Below are 23401 nucleotides of genomic sequence, written 5' to 3' on the forward strand. Positions count from 1 at the left end.
CCATTAAAAACTAAAAGAAATGAAACATAACTATTAATTTTCAAATGGCCTACAGATATGATTATTTTATGCTACAATGTACCGTAGAATATTAATTTGGAGGTACTATTTTGATTAAAATAACAATGAAAAATATCATTCGTGAAGGTAATCCAATTTTACGAAATCGTTCAAGCGAAATGACTTTTCCGCTTTCAGATGATGATAAACAACTCGCACATGATTTAATGGAATTTTTAGAGAATAGTCAAAATGAAGAAATAGCTGAAAAATATCATCTACGCGCAGGTGTTGGCTTAGCAGCTCCGCAATTAGCAATTTCTAAACGAATGACTGCTGTCTTAATCCCTGGCCCAGAAGGTGAAGAGCCCACACTTAAACAAGTGTTAATTAATCCTACTATTTTAAGTCAGTCAGTTCAAGTTGCTGCACTTTCAGAAGGTGAAGGTTGCTTATCAGTTGATAGAGATGTCCCTGGATATGTGCCAAGAGCTGATCGGATTACACTTCGTTACTTTGATATCGAAGGTACACAACATAAAATCCGCTTGAAAAATTATGAAGCAATTGTAGTCCAACATGAAATTGATCATTTAAATGGTATATTATTCTTTGATCATATTAATACTGACAAACCATTTGCTATACCGAACGATGCTATTATGCTTGAATAAATAACTAAAGAGTTTCTCCAATAATTAATTTATTGAAGAAACTCTTTTTATTTCACTTTAAACATACTGTTTGAACTATACCTTTTTTAAATCTTTAGTATACATAATTGTCTCAACATTAACCAAATGTGCTACCTCTAAATGTAAAATACCGTCTAAATACCAAAGATCTGTTACTTCAAATGCCGATTTTGCTTCGACACTTTTTTTAACCAGGTTCATCATTTCAAATTCTTCAAATAAATTGAAAAAAATGTTTCTTATTTTCCCGATATTCTCTTCTGAAGGAGACTTCATCTGAAATTGATACTCAAATACCATGACCCTCTTACCCCAAACCTTTGAAACAATTTCTGTAACCCTTAGTATTTCAGAATTAATACCATATTCATTACCATGTAGTCTATTTAAAGCAAATTCAACCGCATTATCTGTAATAAGTTTGCTTTTATTTTTAAGAATAGTAATCTGTCTATTTCTTTTCAGACGGTTATAATTTAAAATTATGATGATCATTAAAACCACTACAGTCACTATTTTAACTACCAACCACATTTATAAAACACCACTCTTCCTTATACGATAACTTTTCATAATTATAACATGTCTGTTAAATTTTATCCTTTATAAGTCTATTCAAATCGGTCTATTCTATACTTAAATAATAATATATGATAAAATATAAATTATATGTTGTGCAGACAACCCCCAGTTCGGTTTCTAATTTCCATTTCAAATCATTTTAACCAAAATGATATCAATTTAATTTAAAGGAGTTTTACAAATGATTTTTAAAGTTTATTATCAAGAAACACAAGATAGAAATCCACAAAGAGAAGAAACAAAATCACTTTTCCTTGAAGCAAGTTCTGAAATTGAAGCTCAAAGTATTGTTGGTCACCAAACAACACATAACATTGAATTCATTGAAACATTATCAGATAAAGCTTTAGCATATGAAAAGGAAAACCCTACATTTAAAATGACGGAGTTTTCTGAATGAAAAAGATAAATGTTAAAAATAACGAGACTGGTGTTTTTGCAGTCGGCGGATTAGGTGAAATTGGTAAAAATATGTACGGCATCCAGTTTCAAGATGAAATTATCGTCGTCGATGCAGGAATCAAGTTTCCGGAAGATGAGTTATTAGGAATTGATTACGTTATTCCTGATTTTCAATACTTAGTTGCCAATCAACAAAAAATTAAAGCATTAGTTATCACCCATGGTCATGAAGATCATATTGGTGGTATTCCCTATTTATTAAAACAAATTAATGTCCCAATTTATGCTGGACCATTGGCTTCAGCATTAATCAAAGGAAAATTAGAAGAACACGGGTTACTTGCCACAACAGAAATGCATGAAATTGAAGAAGATACTGTTCTTAAATTCAGAAAAACGAGTGTGTCGTTCTTTAGAACAACTCATTCAATTCCTGATACTTTAGGTGTCGCAATCAAAACGCCATCTGGTAACATTGTAGTCACTGGGGACTACAAATTTGATCTAACACCTGTTACTAATCAGCCGCCCAACCTTCAAAGAATGGCTCAACTTGGTGCTGATGGTGTACTTTGTCTACTATCTGATAGTACAAATGCAGAAATTCCTAATTTTACAAAATCAGAAAGATTCGTTGGTAAATCAATTCGACGAATTTTTGAAAAAGGTGAAGGCCGCATTATCTTTGCTACTTTTGCTTCAAATATTTCCCGAGTACAACAAGCTGCTGAAGCTGCTGTTGCCAAAGGCCGTAAAATCGCTGTCTTTGGACGTAGTATGGAGGCAGCAATTGTTAACGGACGTGAATTAGGATACTTAAATATTCCAGATGATGCCTTAATTGATGCACGTGATATTAATTCATTACCCGCAAATGAAATTTTAATTTTATGTACGGGATCACAAGGTGAACCAATGGCAGCTCTTAGCCGTATCGCTAATGGGACTCATCGTCAGGTTTCTATTCAACCTGGTGATACTGTTGTTTTCTCAAGTTCTCCAATTCCTGGTAACACAATCAGTGTAAACCACGTTATTAATGAACTTTCAGAAGCTGGAGCAACTGTTGTCCATGGTAAAGTAAATAATATTCATACTTCTGGTCATGGTGGCCAAGAAGAACAAAAATTAATGCTCAGTTTGATGAAACCTAAGTATTTCGTCCCTGTCCATGGTGAATATAGAATGCTTAAAATTCATACTGGATTAGCTGAACAAATTGGCGTTCCAAGAGAGAATAGCTTTATTATGGAAAATGGTGATGTCTTAGCTCTAACTAGTGATTCTGCTCGAATTGCTGGTCATTTTGAAGCTGATGATATTTATGTCGATGGTTCAGGAATTGGTGATATCGGTAGCGCTGTCCTAAATGATCGACAAGTCCTTTCTGAAGAAGGCCTTGTTGTTGTCGTTGCAACGATTGACATGAAAAAACATGAAATTCAAGCAGGACCAGATTTATTATCTCGTGGATTTGTCTATATGCGCGAATCAGGAGAATTAATTAATCAAGGTCGTCGTCGCTTATTCCGTGTCATGAGTCGCTTATTAAAAAATGATAAAATTACAGAAGCCATGATTAATGATGCAATCGTTGATGACTTACAAAAATTCTTATATGAACAAACTGAACGTAAACCAATGATTTTACCAATGTTAGTTATCGTTTAACAAAAATAGCTCAATATTCTAATTAGAATATTGAGCTATTTTTATATAATCAAAATTTATCTTTAAATCCTTTTAAATTTTAGTTATAATTATTAGTATTAATTAAGGAGGGAAGTTCATGAATCAATATTTCATTATCGTTAATGAGTCTGCTGGAAGTGGTCGTGCTAAACAAATTTGGCAATCTATTGAAAAAAAATTAATTTCTCAAAATGTCTATTTTAAGGCCCATCTGACAGACTATATTGGTCATGCTTCCCTTCTAACGGAAAATTACGCCAGACATTATCACCCCATCGAAACAGACAATAATCAAATTATACTAGTTATTGGCGGCGACGGTACTTTAAATGAATGTATCAATGGTGTTAAAAATGCGAACACATTTGATATCCCAATTGCCTATATTCCTGCAGGATCAGGAAATGATTTTGCTCGAGGTGTCGGTATCCCCAAATCTCCACTTGTAGCTCTTGAACAAGTATTAAACACAACTTCACCTAAACTATTAAACTTAGGTGTCATGCACGAATTATCACGGCATGAAAAAAAATACTTTATAAATAATGTTGGCGTAGGTTTCGATGCGCAAATAGTAAGTATCGCAAATCAATCAAGTTCAAAGAAACTATTGAATAAACTTCATCTAGGATCGCTTACTTACTTAAGCGCCCTATTAGGAACTTTATCAAGACAAGCTGCATTTCCCATAACTGTCCGGGTGAATGGCCATCAAGAATTTTATCAAAATGCCTTTCTTGTAACAACATCAAATCATCCCTACTTTGGTGGCGGTGTTCCAATTTTACCAATGGCAGATCCGACAAAAAATAATTTAGACTTAATTATCATTGAAAAACCTAGTGCACTAAAATTAATCTATCTAGCCATTTTACTGAAATCTGGTAAACATATTAACCAAAAAGGTGTTCACCATTTTACATCAGATAAAATTAAACTTTCCGTTGACTCTTTAGAGTACGGTCAAATGGATGGTGAAGACCTAGGAACCCGTTTCTTTGAAATTGAGTATAGCGTCTTATCATACCCATTTTGGATTAACTAAAAAGCCTATATATCTCATTTAATTGAGATATATAGGCTTTTTCTATGGTCGGCTATTCTCCATTCCAATCATTGGATCAATTGAACCATCCATAATATTGTCGTTAGTTAAAATAAATTTTTCAATTAAAGTTGGAACAGGCGGAGCTATTTTAATAGATTTTTTAGCTAGTTGGCTCTCTTTAATCGAATCATCAACTTTTTTAATATCACCATCAAAAATCTGTTCAATTCGTAATAATAACGTTGTTTTTCTATTGGCTGATTCATTCTCAACACATTCTTCAAATGATTTTTCTTCGCCAAGCAAAATCAATAACTGGCTAGCACGGGTAATTGCGGTATACAGTAAATTACGTTTAAGCATTCGCTTATACTGCGAAACCATTGGCAAAATAACCATTTTAAACTCACTACCTTGAGACTTATGAATAGATGTGCAATATGCCAAAGTTATTTTTTGCCATTCATTTCGCCTGTAAGTCACTTCTGTTTGATCAAAAGCAATAACTAGTTCGTCTACCTTATCTTCGCTATCTTTGGCCAATGTAATTCCTACAATCTTACCTATATCTCCATTAAAAACATTATTTTCAGGACTATTAACAAGATGTAACACCTTGTCACCAATTCTAAATTTTTGATCTCTAAAAAGTACTTCTTTTTGTCTACTATTTTCAAGTGGATTCATAATATTTTGTAACATTTCATTTAAACGATTAATTCCCGCCGCACCTCGATACATTGGTGCCAGAACTTGAATATCACTTGAAGTGAACCCTTTATTCTTAGCTCGTTCAACAACCTGTTTAATAATTGATTCAACTTGAAATTCACGACTCGCGAAAAATGAACGATCCTTTTGATTCTGTGTAAAATCAGCAGGTAATTCACCTTTTTTTATTGAATGTGCGAGTGAAATTATTGATGACCCATCACCTTGACGATAGATATCCGTTAATTCTTTTCGCTCAAGATAGTCACTTTTCAATAAATCATAAAATGTTTGCCCAGGACCAACAGAAGGCAATTGATCTTTATCACCTACAAAAATGACTTTCATATCTGTAGGTATTGCATTCATTAATGTATTCAATAAATACGTATCAACCATCGACATTTCATCGATAATTAATAAGCCACCTTCTAAATCTTTCGTTTCAACATCATTATTCGATTCTCTTCCAGTTAGTCCTAAGAGTCTATGGATTGTACTGGCAGGTAATCCAGTCGTTTCAGTCATTCTTTTTGCTGCTCGCCCAGTAGGTGCAGCTAAAAGAATAGGAAATGTTTGTCCTTCTCCATAACTACTAAGATCGAGCGAAAAGTCATTTAATTCCGCAAATAACTCCACGATACCATTAATAACGGTTGTTTTACCCGTTCCTGGGCCACCTGTTAATAAAAATATCTGTGAATTCATAGCCGCCCTAATGGCATTAATCTGTGACTCACCATAATTCATATCAAGTTTTTTTTCAATCTTACGAATTGCTTTATCAATATCTTTTTCTGCTAACTTACCTTTTTCTTGCCCCGATGAAAGTAATCTTTTTAAATGTTCAGCAATTTGGTATTCTGCATGATACAGATTTTTTAAATAAATACGCTGTTCATCACCGACAACGAGTCCTGATTTAGCTAAATTAATGAGTTCTTTTGAGATTGCCTCAGGGTTTATTCTGACTCTTCGACTACTCTCTAATAATCGTAAAGATGCTTCCAACAACGGCTCTGCAGTCGCATAGGTATCGCCATCTTGTTGACATAAATCATTGATACTTTGCAAAATACCTGCTTGTATTCGACCTGAAGAATCAGCTGCAAATCCTAATTCTCCAGCAATTTGATCTGCCTTTTTAAAGCCAATATTTTCAATATCATTTACTAGTTGATATGGATTTTCTTGAATAATTTCAAGGGTTTTTTCTTTATAAGTTTGATAAATAGTTGCGGCTAATTGACTACCAAATCCAAAACCATTTAATCCAATAATAATTTGTTCCATCCCATTATTTACTCGAACAGTCTCTAATATTGTTGTTTTCTGCTTGTTTGATAATTCTAATGAATCAAGTACAGTATCATCTGCTAATATTTTATCAATTGTTTTCGTTCCTAACTTTTCAACAATTGATTCCGCAGTCTTTTTCCCAATCCCTTTAAATTCTGAGCCAGATAGATAGGTAATAAGCCCCATTTTTGAAGTAGGTGTTTCATTTTGATAATTACTCGTTTGAAATTGTTTCCCATATTTGGGATGCTCAACTTGTTGACCATAGAAGCGGTACGTAGATTCCTCTTTAATGTCAGCAAAATTACCAGTAACAACAACCTCATCTTCAGGCCATTCCAAATTACTTTCAATACTGTGAATTAGAATCACTTTATAAAAACTATCTTGGCTTTGAAAAAATATGGTTGCAACCTTACCAACCAAGTAAGCTTGTGTTTCATCACTTTGAGGATCATCATTAAATAAATTTAGTTTCTGAACAACCATTATTTCACATCCTCTTTATTTATCACGTAATTTTATAAACGATTCTATTTCACTTAATCTTTGTTTTTGTGCCTCAAAATAGGCCTGATTGGCTATTTTTGAACGATCAAAATAAGTATTGAATTCAATTCCTAAAACCATATTAGCTAAGCCTCGTTGAAAATTAGCCTTTGCATTATTTTCATCTATTTTAAGAACTAAGTCATAATATTTACCAGCATTTTCAAACTGACCCAATGCTAAGAAAATATCGCCAATTAATTCGTTGGCGTCCATATTTTTAGGATTTATTTCTTGAGCCGTAATCGCAAATACTAATGCTTGTTGATACAGCTCTTGAGCCATATATGATTGTGCTAACATTAAAAAAGCTGTTTCTTTCAACTTTTGATTAGTTACTTTTTGAAATGATTGAATTGCTTCAGAATACAGTTCTGCCTCGTAAAACACGTTACCAAGACCATATTGTAATAAATCAACTTGTTCATTTTTCTCATCAAAATATCCAATAGCTTTTTTATACAGTTCTTCCGCCTGAGGGTAGTCTTTTACTTTTGTTAAATAACTACCTAATTCATAATAAGCCGTTTGATTATTAGGTTCTTTTTCAACCTTTTCAACTAATTGATGAATAATATGTTTTGATTCTGCTTCTTTTTCTTCTCTCTTACCCATTATTACTCCTTAAACGACATCACTTTCATCGCGTATTCTATCCAAATAACTAGTATCATTCCATTTAACTAATTTAAATTCGGTTCCATTTTGTGTTTCCAAAATAGTCGTACTAGTATTCGATAAGCCACCTTGTTTACGGAAGTCTTTCAGCGGTACTCCTAATAAATCGTGAATCAAGGCACCAAGCGCCGCACCATGACTAACAATGATAATATTTGCATCTATTTTATTTTGGTCAACAATTTTTTTAATTGTTGGAACCATCCGCTTTAATAAAGCTTGAAATGTTTCGCCATTAATATTTTTAGGATCATATTTATCGGGATGATTACGGAAGGCATCGAGTTCCTCAGGATACTGAACAGCCACATCTGTAAACTTCATGCCTTCCATTTTCCCTAAATGAAATTCTTCTAAGTTATCATTCAAAATAACATCCAAATTTTGGTTTAGGCCTGTATTAATTAAATTTGCTGTGTCCTTTGCACGCTTAATAGGACTTGAATAAATAGCATCAAATTTTATTGATTTAAGTGCTTTGATTAATTGTTGTATTTCTATGTAACTTTGTTCAAGTAAGGGTGAATCTCCATTCGCACCTTGGTATCGTCCCTCAAGATTCCATTCTGTTTTGCCATGTCGAATAAAATATATATTAGTCATCAGTCAATAAGACCCCTTCGTTTTTTCATCTCTATTATATTATGCCACAAATATAAAAAGGCACAAACAAAATATTTGTTTGTGCCTTAACTATTATAAATTCAATTTAAACATATTGTAATTGTTTTGATCCCTCAGTTGACTTTTTAAATGCAGCGTCAATGATACCACTACCTAAGCATTCTGCGCCATCGTAAAAGACAACAGCCTGTCCAGGTGTAATAGCACGTACTGGTGCATCAAATTCAACTGTAGCTTCTGTACGGTCATCATTTAAATGAACCGTCACACCAACATCAGTTTGACGGTATCTAAACTTAGCAGTGATATGGAAATCATTGCCAAAGCGATCGATTGGTGCCATAAAACTTAACTCTGATGCTTCAAGATAATCGGCATAAAGTAAATCATTATGGTAACCTTGTCCAACAATCAATGTATTTGTTGCTAAATCTTTACCTACAACGAACCAAGGATCGTTACCTTCACCCGTACCACCAATACCAAGACCTTTACGTTGACCAATTGTATAATTCATAAGACCATAATGCTCGCCCATTTTTACACCGTCAACAGTCATCATATTACCCGTTTGTGCTGGTAAATATTCACCAAGGAACTTTGTAAAGTTTCTTTCGCCGATAAAACAAATACCTGTTGAATCTTTTTTCTTAGCAGTTGAAAGTCCAGCTTCTTCAGCAATTCTTCTAACTTCTGGTTTTTCAATGTTTCCAATTGGGAACATAACTTTTTGAATTTGTTTTTGTGATAATTGACTCAAGAAATAAGTCTGATCTTTGTTACTATCATCCCCACGTAACATATGCATAATACCGTCAGCATCTTGCTCAACTTGTGCATAATGTCCCATTGCGATGTAATCAGCATCAAGTTCCATAGCATAATCGAAAAATGCTTTAAACTTAATTTCTTTATTACACATCACATCTGGATTTGGTGTCCGACCCTTTTTATATTCATCCAAGAAATATGTGAATACGCGATCCCAATATTCTTTTTCAAAATTAACGGAATAATAAGGAATTCCAATTTTGTTTGCTACTTTAGCAACATCTTTGTAATCTTCTGTTGCAGTACAAACACCCATTTCGTCCGTATCGTCCCAGTTTTTCATGAAGACACCAACTACATCATAACCTTGTTGCTTTAATAAATAAGCAACAACTGATGAATCGACGCCACCACTCATCCCAACAACGACACGAGTTTTACTATTATCTGGCATACTATCACCATCATTTCAATTAGATTCTGAAAAAATCTACGATTTGAAGGTCGCACTATTTCAGTAAGTACTATTATACCAATAATATATACTAATACAACCCTAGTGTGTCATAATTTACTTTACTTAGTTTATACGATCATCAAATCCACTTATTTTAATAGATTCTATTCGTGATACCACTTGATTGGTACCATTAAGCATAGGCCCTTTAATAATACTTTCGCCTTTTTGTAAATTAGATAAAAGATATTGATATTGTTGATTACTGTCTTTATCTAAAGATAGCGTGTTCGCAATAAGTTTAACTTGGTCTTCCAATGGTAAAAAATTAACTTGCTCAGATGCATTATAGACACTACTGATATCACCCTTAATAGCTGATATAGATTGAGTTGCAAAAATTCCTGACCAACCGAATTTTCTTCCTTCTTTTAAAATTTTAACAGTTGGAGAGTTATCTTTAAAATTTAAATTTTGTATTTCATCAAGTACCACTGGAATTGGATTTTCTTCTGTATTTCCAATACTTTGAAGATAATTAAACAAATCCCAAAGTACAAATTCAGTAATAACTTTTTGTATATCATGTTGAAATCCTTTTAATTGAAAAATATGAATAGTTCCATCTTTATTTAAATATGACTCCCAGTTTTTGGAATCTTTAGTATAAGTGAAAGGATTTGAACTCAATAACATATCTAGTCTACCTACTATTTTTAACCCATCCTTGAATTCATCTTCGTCACTTAATATATTTTTTAAATGTAAAAAGGTAAATGATTTACCGTTTCTTGCATAACCATCACTTATTGCAGTTTTCAATGAATACCTTTGCTGAGTGCCTAACTCAAAAACGTTATCTAACATTTGAGATACTCGGTCTGCCATATCATTTACATCTTCAGTAATAAAGGTTCCACCACCATAATCTATTTCTTGAAGATTAAATGGATTTATAGGTAATTTATCCCCCGCTTTAACTAAGTGAAATTGAATTTTATTATCATGTCTCATTTTGCTAACAAAATTTTTATCCAATTGATTTTCCAAAAATCCATCAGTATAATCAACTACCAAACTATTAATATTTTTATTAGCCAACTCATACAGTAATGTTTGAACAAAGTAAGTCTTCCCCTGCCCAGACTTACCCGTAATAATCATGTGCCTATTTGAAAGCCCTGGATTTCCATACTCCCAATAAGCTTCATCAACACTACCTTTTTTAACGCCTAATTTAATTCTAGTTTTTTCAGAAAATGTATTTTCAGGATATTCTATTTCAAAATCAGAAAGTTCATTTATATTCGAATATTGACTTTGACTTTCATTTATACTATTTATAGATTTAATTTCGTTGTTATCTTCAAAATTTTTTTTATCCTTATTTTCACAATATTCATAAGCTGACTCTGTATCTAATTCTTTGTTTATAATAATATTTTTTCCTTTATCAGTATCGATAGTTTCTTGATAACTATCATCATGCAAAATATTTTTTAAAAGGCTTTCTTCCGGAAATCCCAATTTTCCACTTTTAATTTCTGAGATGATTTCATTTAATCCCTTACTTGCATAAATGTATGCGTCACCCTCAGGAAGTTTAATTTCAGTTATATTCTTACCGCCTAATTCCTTTCTAAGAATTCTCCGACTATCATTTCTATCACCAAATGAAACAATGAAAGCCTTGCCATAATATTCGTTTAATTCATTTGAAATTATAAAATCATTATTCAATAACTTATCATCATTATCTTGAATTTTTTTATATAGTTCTGCATTTATTAACTTGTTATTAAACATTTTTTTTAGATTAGCTAAATATATTGTCATAAAAAAATTACGGTAATATTCGGATTTAAATTTATTTTCATCCCTCAGCGCCTCATTTATTGTTTCTGCCGTATTAACCGCCTGCAACGTTGCCTTAGATATAACATCCGAATGGTTCTGTCCAACTTTAACTTCGACAGGAAACAAATGAATTTTTAAATTTTCTCCTACTTCAACACCCATGAATAACAGATCATCACTTGTAGCTCCTGTCATTCCTAGATTTTTTGCTGTAAATAATCCTTCTTTTTGGCTCATGCCAACCATTCCAGAAACTCTTAATATCTCTTCTAGCGATATGGGCACCCAAATAATATTCTCAGTTTCTAAAATACCCATTAATTCTTTATACGCCGAAATAATACTTAACTTTTCCCTCACTATATTGTGATTCGTTTTATCTCCGATAATTTTTAGAAGCCATTCTCCATTAATAATGTTAAATGATTTAATAATATTTAAACTTGTTTCTTTATTTTTAATTATAGTTTTGTCATATCTTTCTATCTTATCATTGATAATTAAACTATATTGTTCAATTTGGTTTGTAAAAGTTATTGACTCATAATTTGAAGTGTTACTTTGATCTGTATAATGAATAATATATAAATCATTACGTTCCGAAAAATAATCCAAACTGATATCTGGATCCAATAACGTTACCCAATTACTATTTTCCATAATATTCGTTAATATATCATCAAAATGACCATCTTCACTTTCAAAACTTGGAATGTTATTTACATTCGTAATTCCTGCTTGATAAACATTTGTTTCCGCATTGTTGGCTACACTAAATGCATTCCAATCATACATAAATTTGATCAATGGCCGATGTAAATATTTTGAATCCATATTTACACCGAATCCTTGTATAAACATTTTTTTATCAAGACTATATTTTTTACCACTTATTAGACCGCCTAAAGTATAATTCATTTCCAGCTTATCTGATTTAAAACTATTGGCATTACTCTCGACATCCATCTTATAAAATGAAACATGACTATATGGTTGTCTAACAAAATTATGATAAATATTAATCCGCGATTTTAATACTTTAATTACGTCTTCATTAGCATAATCATTAATTTTATCTCCCATAAATTTTTCAGAAAATAAATTTTCAAAATCAGCTGCCGTTATAATTTGATTAAATTGGTCATATATTGGATTAAGAATTTTTTTATCGTTATTTATATATAAATTAACAGGATGCATATTTTCTAATTTAAACCCTTGTTTAGTATTTTGAAGCTGTTTTAACATAAAATCAATCGTACTCTTTAATATTGTTTTATCATCGTTAATATTATGCATTGAAGCATTTAATGCATAATCAGAACTTACTTCAAAAAGATAATGAAAATGCTTATAAAAATCTAACATTCTAGAAGTAATAATATTTCTAGAAATCGCTGATATTTTTGATTTTTTAAATTCATTAAAGAATAACCATCTAGGCGAACTATCATCAAAATTTGATTTTAATAGTCCCCCATTTTTTGATATATATGGAACTAATCCACTTGGATTTAACGTTCGAATAAAATTTTCAGGTATAGATTGAAATTCTGTCCTTTTTAATAACTCTAGTTGATATTTAATCAATACTGGATGTAAAGGTGTATAAGCTATTTCCCCATCGATTTCTACTGTACCCATTTTATATAAATCTTTTAATTCCAATGTAAGTCTTTCTTCGGAGATTTGATTAATTACTTCATCAAAATCATCACAATATTTATTAAGAGCTTTCAATAATTCTTGATCAAAATAACTTAAACTTAAAATAGTATTTCTTTCTTTTAATAGCTTACAAATAAGAATATAGTCTATTCTTATTTGTTCAGGTATCTGAACTTCAATACTAGTGACAATTGAATCATCTATTTTTGCATACAATATTTGTTGTTTAATAATATCTACTTCATAATTCAACAACTTCTTATTTTCACTAAAGACATAATATTTTTCTGTACCATTAATTATTTTAGCCCCATCAAAAATTAAACTTTCATTAGCCTTACGCCTATTTTTTTCTATAAACAAACCACTTCTGGGAACCGGCTTCTGACTATTATCTAAAATTGAAAATGGTATTTCAATGCCTTCATTAACTAGCTTAAATTCATTCTCACTTTCATCTGAATCAATATTTTCAAAATTAATATTTACACCCACTTCATCTGAAATAGGAATTACATTATATTTAATCTGATCATAATCAACCTCATCAATAAAATCTGTACCACCAATTATATAATTTTTTTCGTATTCTAACTGAATCTCCATCTTAGATTTAGTTATTTTTACACGATAACTCGATAATATATTATTAAATATGTCTTGAGAAAATGGTAAATAAATTATTTGAAATGTATATTTCTGTGCCTTTGAATGTTCATATGAGGTCTTAATTCCATATATATCCATCACATTGAAGTCGTTTACAATAATTTTTAAATTATTACCATCTGCAGTAAATTCAGCAGATTTCCCATCAATTATATGGCTCTTACTTTTATTAATTCTTGATGCCTTCACAGAATCATCAAAAGGAAGTTTTATTATCAATTGATTATTTTCATGATTAATATTATTTTTAAATATTAAAATAAATCTGTTTTTGTACTTAACAGAATTTTTATTTTCACCATTTTCTCTACTTCGGTCATATATAATTAAATCAGGATTAACTTTATTTATTTTATCTGATTGATAAATAATTGTATCTTTTCTTAATTCTTTTAATTTTTCTTTTCCTCTTTTTATTTTTGAAAAATCGACATCCATCCAAATATCCTTTTCTTTCAACATACTCATTGATTCTAAATCTGCTTGCGTGTAGTTAACTATTTTATCTTCAACAGTATTATATTCTTGCCAACCACCAATCTTTTGAAAATCTTGCTTATTTTCTCTTAATCTTTTTTTAATATTATCAGCATCATACGTTTGTATTTGTGTATCATAAAAATAACCCATATTTTTATAGTCATCCGGAGTAATCTCTGATTTTTCTAAAATTGAAAAAATACTGGCAAAATCTAATAATGTTAAGTTCATTGAATCTTCCAAAATTATATTCTTTTTAAACTCTTCTAATACTACTTGGTTAGCGTCCGATAACCCGGACTTTTCTATTTCACTTTTTAAATCGTGTTTAATTTTATCAACAGAAAAAGGCCCATTTCCGTGACTAACATTCATGGCTCCACCCGATATACTGTCAAGAATTTCAGTACACACGATAAAAAGTGCCGTATTTCTCCATATGTCAGATTGTAAACTAACCCTATTTCTAAGTGTTACTAAAAAATCTGAGTTCATTTTATCTGTTGCTGCAACAAATAATATGTTAACACCATTTATATTTACCACTTTACCATGGAACTGCACGTCCTTTTGATCAATTACAAAATCTTCAGTAGAAATAATATCATTCATTTCAAATGCATTATAGAATCTAACAACTTCATTATTTTGATCTAAATTCAAATAATACCTGCTACCAGCACTAATATTTTGGGTTTTAAACCATTTAAATAACCGTTCGATTAAAAATTTATAATATTGGTTTGACATATTGTGCATCCCCGCTATCGCTTAATTTTTCAAGAATATTCATTTTTTCATATGTTTCTACTAATTTTCTTTTAGAAATATTATCTAATGAAATTCCTCTATTACTCATTTCGGTAATAACATCTTTAACAAGCATTTTTTCTGAACCAACTATACCCGCTGTAATCACCAATACAGTATCATCAGTCATGTTTAAAACATTTCCAAGTCTACCACGTCTTTTTACAAAATATTTTACTGCTATTGCTTCAAAAGATTTAGAAAATCTAGATTTAGTTTCGTCGGATAAATTTTTTGTTAATTTTAATTTTAAAAGTTTTATATTATCCTTTATATTATTTTCAGATGACATGCTTATATCATCCTCCAAAAACTCATTTAAAAATTCACTTAAATTATTTCTAAGTTCTATTGAATATTCAAAATTTATATCTGTTAACTGAAATAAACTATAAAATTTTTCACTAGGAACTAATAAATTTAAATAATCTAATAAATCAACGTTAACTAACAAATCAGTTGCGTTTTCTTTAACTTGAGCATAACCTCTATCATTTGTTGGTCTTGAACCTGATATTTTTTCCGTATCAAGTGCAAAAAAAATATTTTTTTTATTAAACTCATCGAAGGTTCCAATATTCATTATTATTTGACTAATTATGAAAAAATAATAGTAGCTAAAAAATGTATCAATATTTTTCATAAAAAATGTTGTATTTTTCATAAAATTGTTCAAATCATGATTAAAATAATCTAAGAATATACTTTGGTCACCAATTGAAACAAATTTTTCTTTTTTTATATTATTATTAGTTAGTTCATGTAAATTTTCTATAATAATTTTTTCATAAAGATTGTGCTCATCTTTTTTATTTATAAATTCAATCCACATATTATTTTTCTCTAGCTCAAGTGTATAATTTAAAAATGCTGCAATCTTTAATTCTCCACTTGAACTTTTTTTTTCGTTCGACTTTTTATACGCCAGCAACTTGGGAATATAAATTTCATCAAGTGCCGAATTAGAAAATAATTTTAAAAATTTATCTTTATTACCTATTTTAGATAAATCAAAATCATCACTTATATCCTTATCAAAGGATTTAGTATCCTTTGATATCTCACCTTTGTTAATGCTAATCCTTGCTAAATTACCTATAATTGGTGCAAATCCATTTTCAAATTTTGCTCTCTCTGGCTCACGGGTCATAAACGGTAATAATTGTCCTGATTTATGATGATTATTTTTTATCTTTCCTTTATCCATTTCCAAATGTTTTTTTAAATTTTCTAATTCAATAGACATTATATTTTCACCTCTGATACTTCATAATCAATCCCATTATTCTCTATTTTATATAGATATCCATCATTTATATTACCAACAATAACAGTTTCATTGTTATTAGTATTCAGTAATATGTTAAATACAAAATTGTTAAAATTCATTGCCTCTGACCGTTCAATATTAGAAATAACATATCCATTATGAATTTTTGTCAATAGCACATAATCTTCAAAATCTATTTTAACAAAATATTCAGCTTCATTACTTGTATCTTTAAAACACATATTAATTTCAAACTTGTTAATTTCAAAATCTACATAGTTTAATCTTAATGGCACTGCAACTCTAGTTTTTAAACTCAAATTATTTATAAACGCGAATCCTTTTACAGTTTGACCGTTCCACCGTAATACATTGCTTTGTATCAATTTTGCCAACTCTTTAATTTGTCTTACATTTTTTGAAAGAATACTTAGAAAAGAAAAATAATTTTCATTATCAAATAACTCATTTTGATAATCTAATAAAAATTGAACTCTAAGAAATGTGTTAACTCGAATTTTATGTCTATCCGTATCTAATTTACCAACAGATTCTATAACTTTTTGAATTGCTCTTTCATTATCTTCAATTTTATCTTCAATTTTATCAACATACTCATCATCATAGTTGTATACCTCAACATTAAATTCATCAATTTTTTTATTTGAATTTCGTGATGGATCAAGAAAATAAATAGCTTTTAATATCTCAGACTTATTTTGGCTTTCAAATAATAAATAAGGTAAATATGATGTGTAATTACTTTTAATTTCCTTTGCTGGTATAATAATATCGTGAATAAAGTTCAATACATCTCGAGTGGAGATGATTATACCATTAGAAACTTGAATTCTTATCAATAAATATTTAATTGCTTCTTGGACTTTCTTATTTAAGAACAGCTCATAATTAATATGTTCAACTTTATCATAGCCATTTTCTAAATCATTTCTGTAAGCATTATAAAATGGATTATTTTCTTCTTTTAAACATATTTTTTTAAAAATTTGATCATAATATAAGCTGTTCACACCCGTCTCATCAATTTCAAAGTTTGCATTATTAAAAAATGAAATCACTGATACTTTTTTATCTTCTATATTTTCCTGATTATTTTTTTCTATATTACTCAATGCAATTGTAATTTCACTTAATGTCGAATCTGACTTTATTTTATGAAGTAATCTCTTAACTACCCCTAAATTAATAGCAATAATAACATGTTTATAACCTTCAATTTCATTCTTATTCTTTGTGAGAATATCCATTAACGAATCAATAGATGATAAATTAGGATTAATGCTTTCCGTTGCATCATTATGTATATATACTTTATTTTTTTTAAAAATATCAAAATATTGATTATTCATGTAAGATAATAGATGCGATTTTCCATCTCCTACATTTCCTACAATAAAAGTTAAAGAACTTTTTTCTCTCTGTATTTTATTAAGAATTATCTTCTCTAACCTATGTTGTATTTCTCGTTCTACGTGCATATATTCATTAAAAGCACTAAAATCACTTGCATCAATTACAGAATCTTTTGCTTCAAATGATAATTTTTTTAACATCTGTGCCAGAGCAGATTCTGTTATATTTTTATCTTTCTTAAATACATCAAAATATTGGTGTATTTCTTCTAACTTATTTATGTCATGAGTAATTGCAACTATTCTAAGTTTTTCAAAATCAATATCTGAAATTAACTTCTTACTTCTTAATTTCAATCCCAAACTATACAAATCATCTAACGAGAATTCTACCTTAGACCCTTCAAAAGATACTTCAAATTTTTTAATCAATATTTTATATAATGATTCTGCTTTCATCAAATATAAATCCATTATTTCATCTCCTATTGAATATAGTGAATACGCTTTATTATACCTTTTCAATCTAAAAACGTACATACAAAAACATCCTTATAATACTTCATAGTTAATATACCCTTATAAAATACTATTAATAATAATAAAAAAGGTATTGTCATTTTGACAATACCTTTTTCAAAACATCCCTATCAATTAATTGACCAATCACATAATCAAATTGTTCAGTTTCAGCTTTTTTATCTTCACCATGAAATATATTAACTGCTTTAAGTCCATTAGCAGTCGTCGTTGACATTTTAAATCCAGTTAATGACTTATCAACGATAACTTTAACTTTAATGCCCTTATTGAAAGGTGAATTAGGATCTAAAGATCTCTCCAATTGAAAATTACCTGCTTTAGTTTCTGCAAATCCTAAATCTCTTAACGTATATTTTTTTACATCAGAACTCAATTCATAAGTTACTGTATCTCCTAAAAGTTGAATACTTTTTTCAAATGCCATTATTAAATTCCCCCTATTTTTTCAATCTACCAACTATTCTAACTAATTGTACTATAAAAGTATCTATCTCTTCAGCTGTATTATCTTTTCCAAAACTCAATCGAATAGATTCTGTGACTCTCGGACTCTTTTCACCGTACATAGCCATTAATACATGTGAAGGTTCGAGATTACCAGCAGTACATGCAGAGCCACCAGAAACAGCAATACCTGCCAAATCTAACCGGGTCTGTAATACTTCAGTTTGAATACCTTTTATCCAAATATTAAAGACATGTTGTAAGTTATCATCTGAGAGTGTCCCATTAATTTCAAAATCAATATGGTTATCATCTAATCCCGCTATAATTTGCTTTTTGAAGCCTTGATACTTTAATTGTCGTACTTGTTTTTCATCATCTGAGATTAAAGAAACAGCTTTAGCAAAACCTGCAATTGCTGGTATGTTTTCTGTCCCTGCTCGTCTCTTGTCTTCTTGCTCCCCACCTTTAATAAAGGGAGGGAAAAATATAGATTCTCTTCTATAGAGAAAGCCTAAAAATTTAGGCCCATTCAATTTATGGGCTGATGTTGATAACATATCTATATGATCCTCATTAACATCTATATCCAGTAGTCCATAAGCTTGAACAGCATCCGTATGGAACCAAGCTTGATGATCCTTTAAAATCTCACCAACTTCATGAATTGGCATATGACTTCCCGTCTCATTGTTACCCATCATGATTGAAACAAGAATTGTATCATCTCTTAAAGCCTCTTTAAAATCGACTATATTGATAACACCATCTTCATTAACTGGTAAATAAGTAACTTCAAATCCAATTGATTCTAAATATTTCATTGTTTTTAAAATAGCCTGGTGCTCTACTGCTGTTGTGATTAAATGCTTACCTAATGTTTTTCTCTGAATAGCTGTTTGCATAATAGCCATATTATCACTCTCAGTACCACCACTTGTAAAGATGATTTCTGATTCTTTTGCATGAATACTATTTGCAATAATTTGTCGACTATCATCAAGCACCATTCGTGCTGAACGTCCAAATTGATGTGTACTTGAGGCATTCCCGAAGGTGCTCTTCATCATATCTGTCATCACTTCAACGACTTCATTTGCCATTGGTGTGGTTGCTGCGTTATCTAAGTATATTCCTGACATTAATTTAGTTTATCTCCTTTTAATTTAGCTTAATAATGATAGAATCATTCGTGCTGATTTTTGACCAGCTTCAATAATAAAATCATCAAATGTTTGTCCAGCTTCTTCATCGCCAACATCTGACATCGCTCTAACAATAGTGAATGGAATACCAAATTGGTGTGCTGCCTGACCAACTGCGGCACTTTCCATTTCACTACAAAGAGCATCAGGAAAATGATTAAGTATGACATCTGTCTGAGCTTGACTTGCTATAAATTGATCACCAGATACAATTAGTCCTGGTTTTATACTTAAATCATTTTCTTGAGCCGCTTTTTTAATTGCATCGTTTAAATTTGTATCTGCCAAGTATTTAGTTGGTTGTTGGGGTAATTGACCAATTTCATATCCAAAAGCTGTTGCATCAACATCATGATAGGCAACTTCTGTGGCTAAGACCACATCTCCAATTTTAAGTCCATTACCAATACCACCAGCTGAACCAGAATTAATAACGGCTGTTACTCCAAATTCTGCAATTAAAAGGGCTGTTGTCATCCCTGCTTGTACCTTACCAATACCAGATCTAACCAAAACAACTTCTTTTCCATTAATTTGGCCTGTATAAAATGAAATCCCGCCAATTTCTTTGTCTTTTCTATTCTCTAGATGACTTCTAAGCGAAAGAATTTCTTCCTCCATTGCACATAAAATACCGTAAATCATGTTGTTACCCTCCATTTTTTATTAATATCTAAGGTAATAAGAATAAAGCTAAAAATACAATTACAATTGCAATAACTAAAAATACAATTGTCCAATTCAAAAATTGGTTTAATTTACTTTTTTTATTTGTTTTTTCTGGTTGTTCTGAAGATGAGCTTCTTGTTGGATGTTCATCTTGGTATTCCTTTTCAACTCGTTGACGTTCTTTTTGTCGAAATTCAGGATCATTCTTTAATTCTTGTAATCTCTGATATTCACTTCTCGATAACTTTTTTTCATCATCCATGTAATTCACCTTTTAATCGTTCAATTTCCCAATGATTAACCGCTAAAATAGTTTTAACATCAGTTATTTCACCAGATTTAATTTTAGCTTGAACCTCATTAAACGTCAATTCGACTACATTTAAAAATTCATCAATATCCTGAGGTAACTCGTTATCTACATTTTCTAATCCAGTCGCATAGAATAGCGTTAAATATTCGTCCGCAAATCCTAATGCTGAATGAAACCCATATATTTCAGCTAAATGTTTAGCTTCATAGCGTGTTTCTTCATTCAGTTCACGTGTTGCAGTCTCGATTAAATTATGATCATCGCCATCAATTTTACCGGCCGGAATTTCTAATGATGTCTTCCTAATAGGTGCTCTCCACTGGTTAACTAGAACAATTTTTTCTTCATCCGTTATTGCTAATATACCTACAGCACCATGATGATGTACGATTTCTCTATTTGATTGTTCACCATTTGGTAGTTTAACCGTCTCATTAACAACTTCTATAACATGTCCTTTGAATATTAATTCTTCTGATAAAACTTTTTCTTCTAAATTCATTTAATTAACCTCGTTATTTTACTTTTCCTAGTTAAAATATTGTTTTAAAAAATGAGTTACTTTCTTTTCATACTCAACTTTATCTTTTGTAAATGACGTAGCATGTTTAGCACCATGTGCAATGAAAATTTCTTTAGGTCCTCTTGTCGCAGCATAATTTTGATAAATCATCTCAGTCGGAACAAATTTATCGTCACTACCATGAATAAATAACACAGGTAACTTATTATGATTTAATTGCTTAATTGAACTTGCTTCATAAAATGAGTAACCTGCTTTAACTTTTGATATCAGACTAGCAATAGGGATAATAGGGATTTTAGGTAACTTATACATCTGTTTCAACTGATAAGTTAACTCATCAGCCACACTTGTATAGCCACAGTCTTCAATAATTGCCTTAACTTGTGAAGGCAATTTTTTCTCTCCACTCAACATCATAACCGTTGCGCCACCCATACTAACACCGAATAGAGTAATTTTTGAATCTGTACCTTTATATTTAATTACTTTATCAAGCCACTGTAAATTATCTTTTCTCTCTAACCAACCATAACCAATATAATCACCTTGACTTTGGCCATGTGCTCTTGCATCTGGTGCAAGAACATTATAGCCTTTGTCATGATAAAAATGAATAAAGCGGACCATTTCTTCTTTCTTTCCCATAAATCCATGAGCAACAAATATTGTTTTATTAGTTTTACTTTCTGCAGGAACATAAATTGCTTTAAGCTTTAAATTATCTTCAGATTTGATCTGCCAATTTAATTTTTTAACTTGTTTTAACCAAGTGTATTCTTTCTTTAACTCAGCACTTTTAGGTTCTGAATTAATAAATTCCTTATTGGTTGGTGTCTCCGCATATTCAAATAAATAATAACTAATGCCAAAAATAACAAAGCCAATTATTATCAGCATTAAACAAATTCCAATGATCCATTTTTTCATTAAATTTCCTCAAGCGTTTCCCTTTATTTTAAATTAAAAAAAGGATAAAAGACAGTCATTTATGTCTTTTACCCCCATAAAATTACATAATACTTAATATAAACTTTAAATAAGCATCCTGTTCATTAGTTGATATCCATTTGGCCTTAGAAAAATCACCATTCAGAGCATCAGCTAACTCAATTGTTATATTCGCAACATTAGTTGCATTACCAATTAGAGACATCCAGTAATTGCCACTCTCATCTTGATGCACAACAGTTTTAACCATACCACCAGGATTTTTTACATTAATTTCAGTTCCAAATGGCACTTTACCTTCACTTAACAGAACAAACATTAAACTTGAAGCAGACATTGCTGTTCCACACGCATTAGTAAACCCAACTCCGCGTTCATAAGTTCTAACAAAAATTGATTTATTATCTAATTTTTCAACAAAACTAACGTTAACACCATCTGGAAAATACGGATTTTCACCGTTTAAATAAGTTGCAATTCTTTCAAGTTCCGGTCCTTGTAACGTTGTATGATCAACAAAAGTAATTAAATGCGGATTTGGTACCGAGACAGCTGAAAACTTTAACGTTTGTGAAAATTCAGGAATAATTTCATCTACCAATGTTTGTCTTTGTAAAAACATTGGTAACGTTTGTGACTCAAAACTAACAGGTGAAATTTCGACATTGTAAGCTGCAACGCCTGCCTGAAGATTTGGTGCTTTCTTAACATCTAAATCAGCATGCATTGTCTCAACTTTAAATTCTGTTTGTCCAAATTTAGTTTCTAAATAGCGCCCAACAGTTCTTAAACCGTTTCCACACATACTAGCCTCTGTACCATCAGCATTGATGACTCTCATTTGACCTAGAACACCATTATGACTTGATTTATCAACGACTAAAATGCCATCTGAGCCACCGTGTAATCCAGATTCTCGATCACACATTTGAATTGCTAAATTCTTTAATTTTTCATCTGATAATGCTGTCTCTAATTTAGTTTGATCTAAAAGAAAAAAATCGTTTTCTGATCCATGTACTTTTACTAATTCCACATTGAACACCTGCTCTCACTATAATTGTATACCTTACATATTACGCTATATTTTTAGGATTGTAATCAATTTGACTCAAAAA

Annotated in this window: 19 protein-coding genes; 4 read left to right on the forward strand and 15 right to left on the reverse strand. The window is 30.6% G+C overall.

Annotation, left to right across the window (positions count from 1 at the left end):
• Nucleotides 1-125 precede the first annotated feature (125 nt).
• Nucleotides 126-674, forward strand: coding sequence for a peptide deformylase (gene def, locus AC1RPN_RS05340; protein WP_409022787.1), 549 nt, complete (start codon nucleotides 126-128; stop codon nucleotides 672-674).
• 75 nt (nucleotides 675-749) lie between these two features.
• Here the strand turns inward: def and AC1RPN_RS05345 are convergent, their stop codons facing one another.
• Nucleotides 750-1229 carry a hypothetical protein gene (locus tag AC1RPN_RS05345; RefSeq protein WP_409022393.1) on the reverse strand — a complete coding sequence of 160 codons (480 nt, stop codon included), beginning with the start codon at nucleotides 1227-1229 and terminating at the stop codon, nucleotides 750-752.
• A 229-nt stretch (nucleotides 1230-1458) separates the two neighbouring features.
• Here AC1RPN_RS05345 and AC1RPN_RS05350 point away from each other — a divergent pair, with 229 nt between their 5' ends.
• From AC1RPN_RS05350 to AC1RPN_RS05360, 3 genes are all read left to right on the forward strand, one after another.
• The gene (locus AC1RPN_RS05350) at nucleotides 1459-1677 is read left to right on the forward strand and encodes a DNA-directed RNA polymerase subunit epsilon (RefSeq protein WP_409022392.1); all 219 of its coding nucleotides are present in this window, start codon (nucleotides 1459-1461) and stop codon (nucleotides 1675-1677) included.
• A complete protein-coding gene (rnjA, locus tag AC1RPN_RS05355; protein WP_409022391.1) occupies nucleotides 1674-3350 on the forward strand; it encodes a ribonuclease J1 in 1677 nt (558 codons plus the stop codon). The genes AC1RPN_RS05350 and rnjA overlap by 4 nt, the downstream gene beginning before the upstream one ends.
• A gap of 118 nt (nucleotides 3351-3468) precedes the next feature.
• Nucleotides 3469-4416 (forward strand): diacylglycerol/lipid kinase family protein, encoded by a 948-nt coding sequence (locus tag AC1RPN_RS05360; protein WP_481761699.1) that lies wholly within the window; start codon nucleotides 3469-3471, stop codon nucleotides 4414-4416.
• A gap of 42 nt (nucleotides 4417-4458) precedes the next feature.
• Here the strand turns inward: AC1RPN_RS05360 and recD2 are convergent, their stop codons facing one another.
• From recD2 to dapF, 14 genes are all read right to left on the reverse strand, one after another.
• Nucleotides 4459-6918: an SF1B family DNA helicase RecD2 gene (recD2, locus tag AC1RPN_RS05365; RefSeq protein WP_481761698.1), complete on the reverse strand. Its 2460-nt coding sequence runs from the start codon at nucleotides 6916-6918 to the stop codon at nucleotides 4459-4461.
• Between the two features lie 15 nt (nucleotides 6919-6933).
• A complete protein-coding gene (locus tag AC1RPN_RS05370; RefSeq protein WP_481761697.1) occupies nucleotides 6934-7593 on the reverse strand; it encodes a tetratricopeptide repeat protein in 660 nt (219 codons plus the stop codon).
• A 9-nt stretch (nucleotides 7594-7602) separates the two neighbouring features.
• Nucleotides 7603-8259 carry a histidine phosphatase family protein gene (locus AC1RPN_RS05375; RefSeq protein ID WP_481761696.1) on the reverse strand — a complete coding sequence of 219 codons (657 nt, stop codon included), beginning with the start codon at nucleotides 8257-8259 and terminating at the stop codon, nucleotides 7603-7605.
• 106 nt (nucleotides 8260-8365) lie between these two features.
• The gene (gene mnmA / locus AC1RPN_RS05380; RefSeq protein WP_409022386.1) at nucleotides 8366-9505 is read right to left on the reverse strand and encodes a tRNA 2-thiouridine(34) synthase MnmA; all 1140 of its coding nucleotides are present in this window, start codon (nucleotides 9503-9505) and stop codon (nucleotides 8366-8368) included.
• A gap of 126 nt (nucleotides 9506-9631) precedes the next feature.
• Nucleotides 9632-14932 (reverse strand): helicase HerA domain-containing protein, encoded by a 5301-nt coding sequence (locus AC1RPN_RS05385; RefSeq protein WP_481761695.1) that lies wholly within the window; start codon nucleotides 14930-14932, stop codon nucleotides 9632-9634.
• Nucleotides 14913-16238, reverse strand: coding sequence for a DNA phosphorothioation-dependent restriction protein DptG (gene dptG / locus AC1RPN_RS05390; RefSeq protein ID WP_481761694.1), 1326 nt, complete (start codon nucleotides 16236-16238; stop codon nucleotides 14913-14915). Before dptG ends, AC1RPN_RS05385 begins: the two co-directional genes overlap by 20 nt.
• Nucleotides 16238-18109, reverse strand: coding sequence for a DNA phosphorothioation-dependent restriction protein DptF (dptF, locus tag AC1RPN_RS05395; RefSeq protein WP_481761693.1), 1872 nt, complete (start codon nucleotides 18107-18109; stop codon nucleotides 16238-16240). The genes dptG and dptF overlap by 1 nt, the downstream gene beginning before the upstream one ends.
• Before the next feature lie 142 nt (nucleotides 18110-18251).
• Nucleotides 18252-18602, reverse strand: coding sequence for a DUF1831 domain-containing protein (locus AC1RPN_RS05400; protein ID WP_481761692.1), 351 nt, complete (start codon nucleotides 18600-18602; stop codon nucleotides 18252-18254).
• Between the two features lie 13 nt (nucleotides 18603-18615).
• Nucleotides 18616-19764 carry a cysteine desulfurase family protein gene (locus AC1RPN_RS05405; RefSeq protein WP_481761691.1) on the reverse strand — a complete coding sequence of 383 codons (1149 nt, stop codon included), beginning with the start codon at nucleotides 19762-19764 and terminating at the stop codon, nucleotides 18616-18618.
• A 24-nt stretch (nucleotides 19765-19788) separates the two neighbouring features.
• On the reverse strand, nucleotides 19789-20472 hold the full coding sequence (locus AC1RPN_RS05410) for a 5'-methylthioadenosine/adenosylhomocysteine nucleosidase (RefSeq protein WP_481761690.1): 684 nt from the start codon (nucleotides 20470-20472) through the stop codon (nucleotides 19789-19791).
• A gap of 28 nt (nucleotides 20473-20500) precedes the next feature.
• Nucleotides 20501-20758 (reverse strand): DUF1328 domain-containing protein, encoded by a 258-nt coding sequence (locus AC1RPN_RS05415; protein WP_481761689.1) that lies wholly within the window; start codon nucleotides 20756-20758, stop codon nucleotides 20501-20503.
• Entirely contained in the window at nucleotides 20751-21311 is a 561-nt protein-coding gene (locus tag AC1RPN_RS05420; protein ID WP_481761688.1) for an NUDIX domain-containing protein, read from the reverse strand. Before AC1RPN_RS05420 ends, AC1RPN_RS05415 begins: the two co-directional genes overlap by 8 nt.
• A 27-nt stretch (nucleotides 21312-21338) precedes the next feature.
• A complete protein-coding gene (locus AC1RPN_RS05425; RefSeq protein ID WP_481761687.1) occupies nucleotides 21339-22262 on the reverse strand; it encodes an alpha/beta hydrolase in 924 nt (307 codons plus the stop codon).
• A gap of 82 nt (nucleotides 22263-22344) precedes the next feature.
• Complete coding sequence (dapF, locus tag AC1RPN_RS05430) at nucleotides 22345-23319, reverse strand: diaminopimelate epimerase (RefSeq protein WP_481761686.1); 975 nt, start codon at nucleotides 23317-23319, stop codon at nucleotides 22345-22347.
• Nucleotides 23320-23401: the final 82 nt, after the last annotated feature.

The sequence above is a fragment of the Dellaglioa sp. CoH-57-MRSF-20 genome, assembly GCF_056781955.1.

Coding starts and splice junctions, on each gene's coding strand:
- def (WP_409022787.1), top strand. CDS start 126: ATGAAAAATATCATTCGTGAAGGTAATCCAATTTTACGAAATCGTTCA.
- AC1RPN_RS05385 (WP_481761695.1), bottom strand. CDS start 14,932: ATGTCAAACCAATATTATAAATTTTTAATCGAACGGTTATTTAAATGG.
- recD2 (WP_481761698.1), bottom strand. CDS start 6,918: ATGGTTGTTCAGAAACTAAATTTATTTAATGATGATCCTCAAAGTGAT.
- AC1RPN_RS05405 (WP_481761691.1), bottom strand. CDS start 19,764: ATGTCAGGAATATACTTAGATAACGCAGCAACCACACCAATGGCAAAT.
- AC1RPN_RS05360 (WP_481761699.1), top strand. CDS start 3,469: ATGAATCAATATTTCATTATCGTTAATGAGTCTGCTGGAAGTGGTCGT.
- AC1RPN_RS05410 (WP_481761690.1), bottom strand. CDS start 20,472: ATGATTTACGGTATTTTATGTGCAATGGAGGAAGAAATTCTTTCGCTT.
- AC1RPN_RS05375 (WP_481761696.1), bottom strand. CDS start 8,259: ATGACTAATATATATTTTATTCGACATGGCAAAACAGAATGGAATCTT.
- AC1RPN_RS05370 (WP_481761697.1), bottom strand. CDS start 7,593: ATGGGTAAGAGAGAAGAAAAAGAAGCAGAATCAAAACATATTATTCAT.
- AC1RPN_RS05400 (WP_481761692.1), bottom strand. CDS start 18,602: ATGGCATTTGAAAAAAGTATTCAACTTTTAGGAGATACAGTAACTTAT.
- AC1RPN_RS05350 (WP_409022392.1), top strand. CDS start 1,459: ATGATTTTTAAAGTTTATTATCAAGAAACACAAGATAGAAATCCACAA.
- dptG (WP_481761694.1), bottom strand. CDS start 16,238: ATGTCTATTGAATTAGAAAATTTAAAAAAACATTTGGAAATGGATAAA.
- AC1RPN_RS05415 (WP_481761689.1), bottom strand. CDS start 20,758: ATGGATGATGAAAAAAAGTTATCGAGAAGTGAATATCAGAGATTACAA.
- dptF (WP_481761693.1), bottom strand. CDS start 18,109: ATGGATTTATATTTGATGAAAGCAGAATCATTATATAAAATATTGATT.
- rnjA (WP_409022391.1), top strand. CDS start 1,674: ATGAAAAAGATAAATGTTAAAAATAACGAGACTGGTGTTTTTGCAGTC.
- mnmA (WP_409022386.1), bottom strand. CDS start 9,505: ATGCCAGATAATAGTAAAACTCGTGTCGTTGTTGGGATGAGTGGTGGC.
- AC1RPN_RS05345 (WP_409022393.1), bottom strand. CDS start 1,229: ATGTGGTTGGTAGTTAAAATAGTGACTGTAGTGGTTTTAATGATCATC.
- AC1RPN_RS05420 (WP_481761688.1), bottom strand. CDS start 21,311: ATGAATTTAGAAGAAAAAGTTTTATCAGAAGAATTAATATTCAAAGGA.
- AC1RPN_RS05425 (WP_481761687.1), bottom strand. CDS start 22,262: ATGAAAAAATGGATCATTGGAATTTGTTTAATGCTGATAATAATTGGC.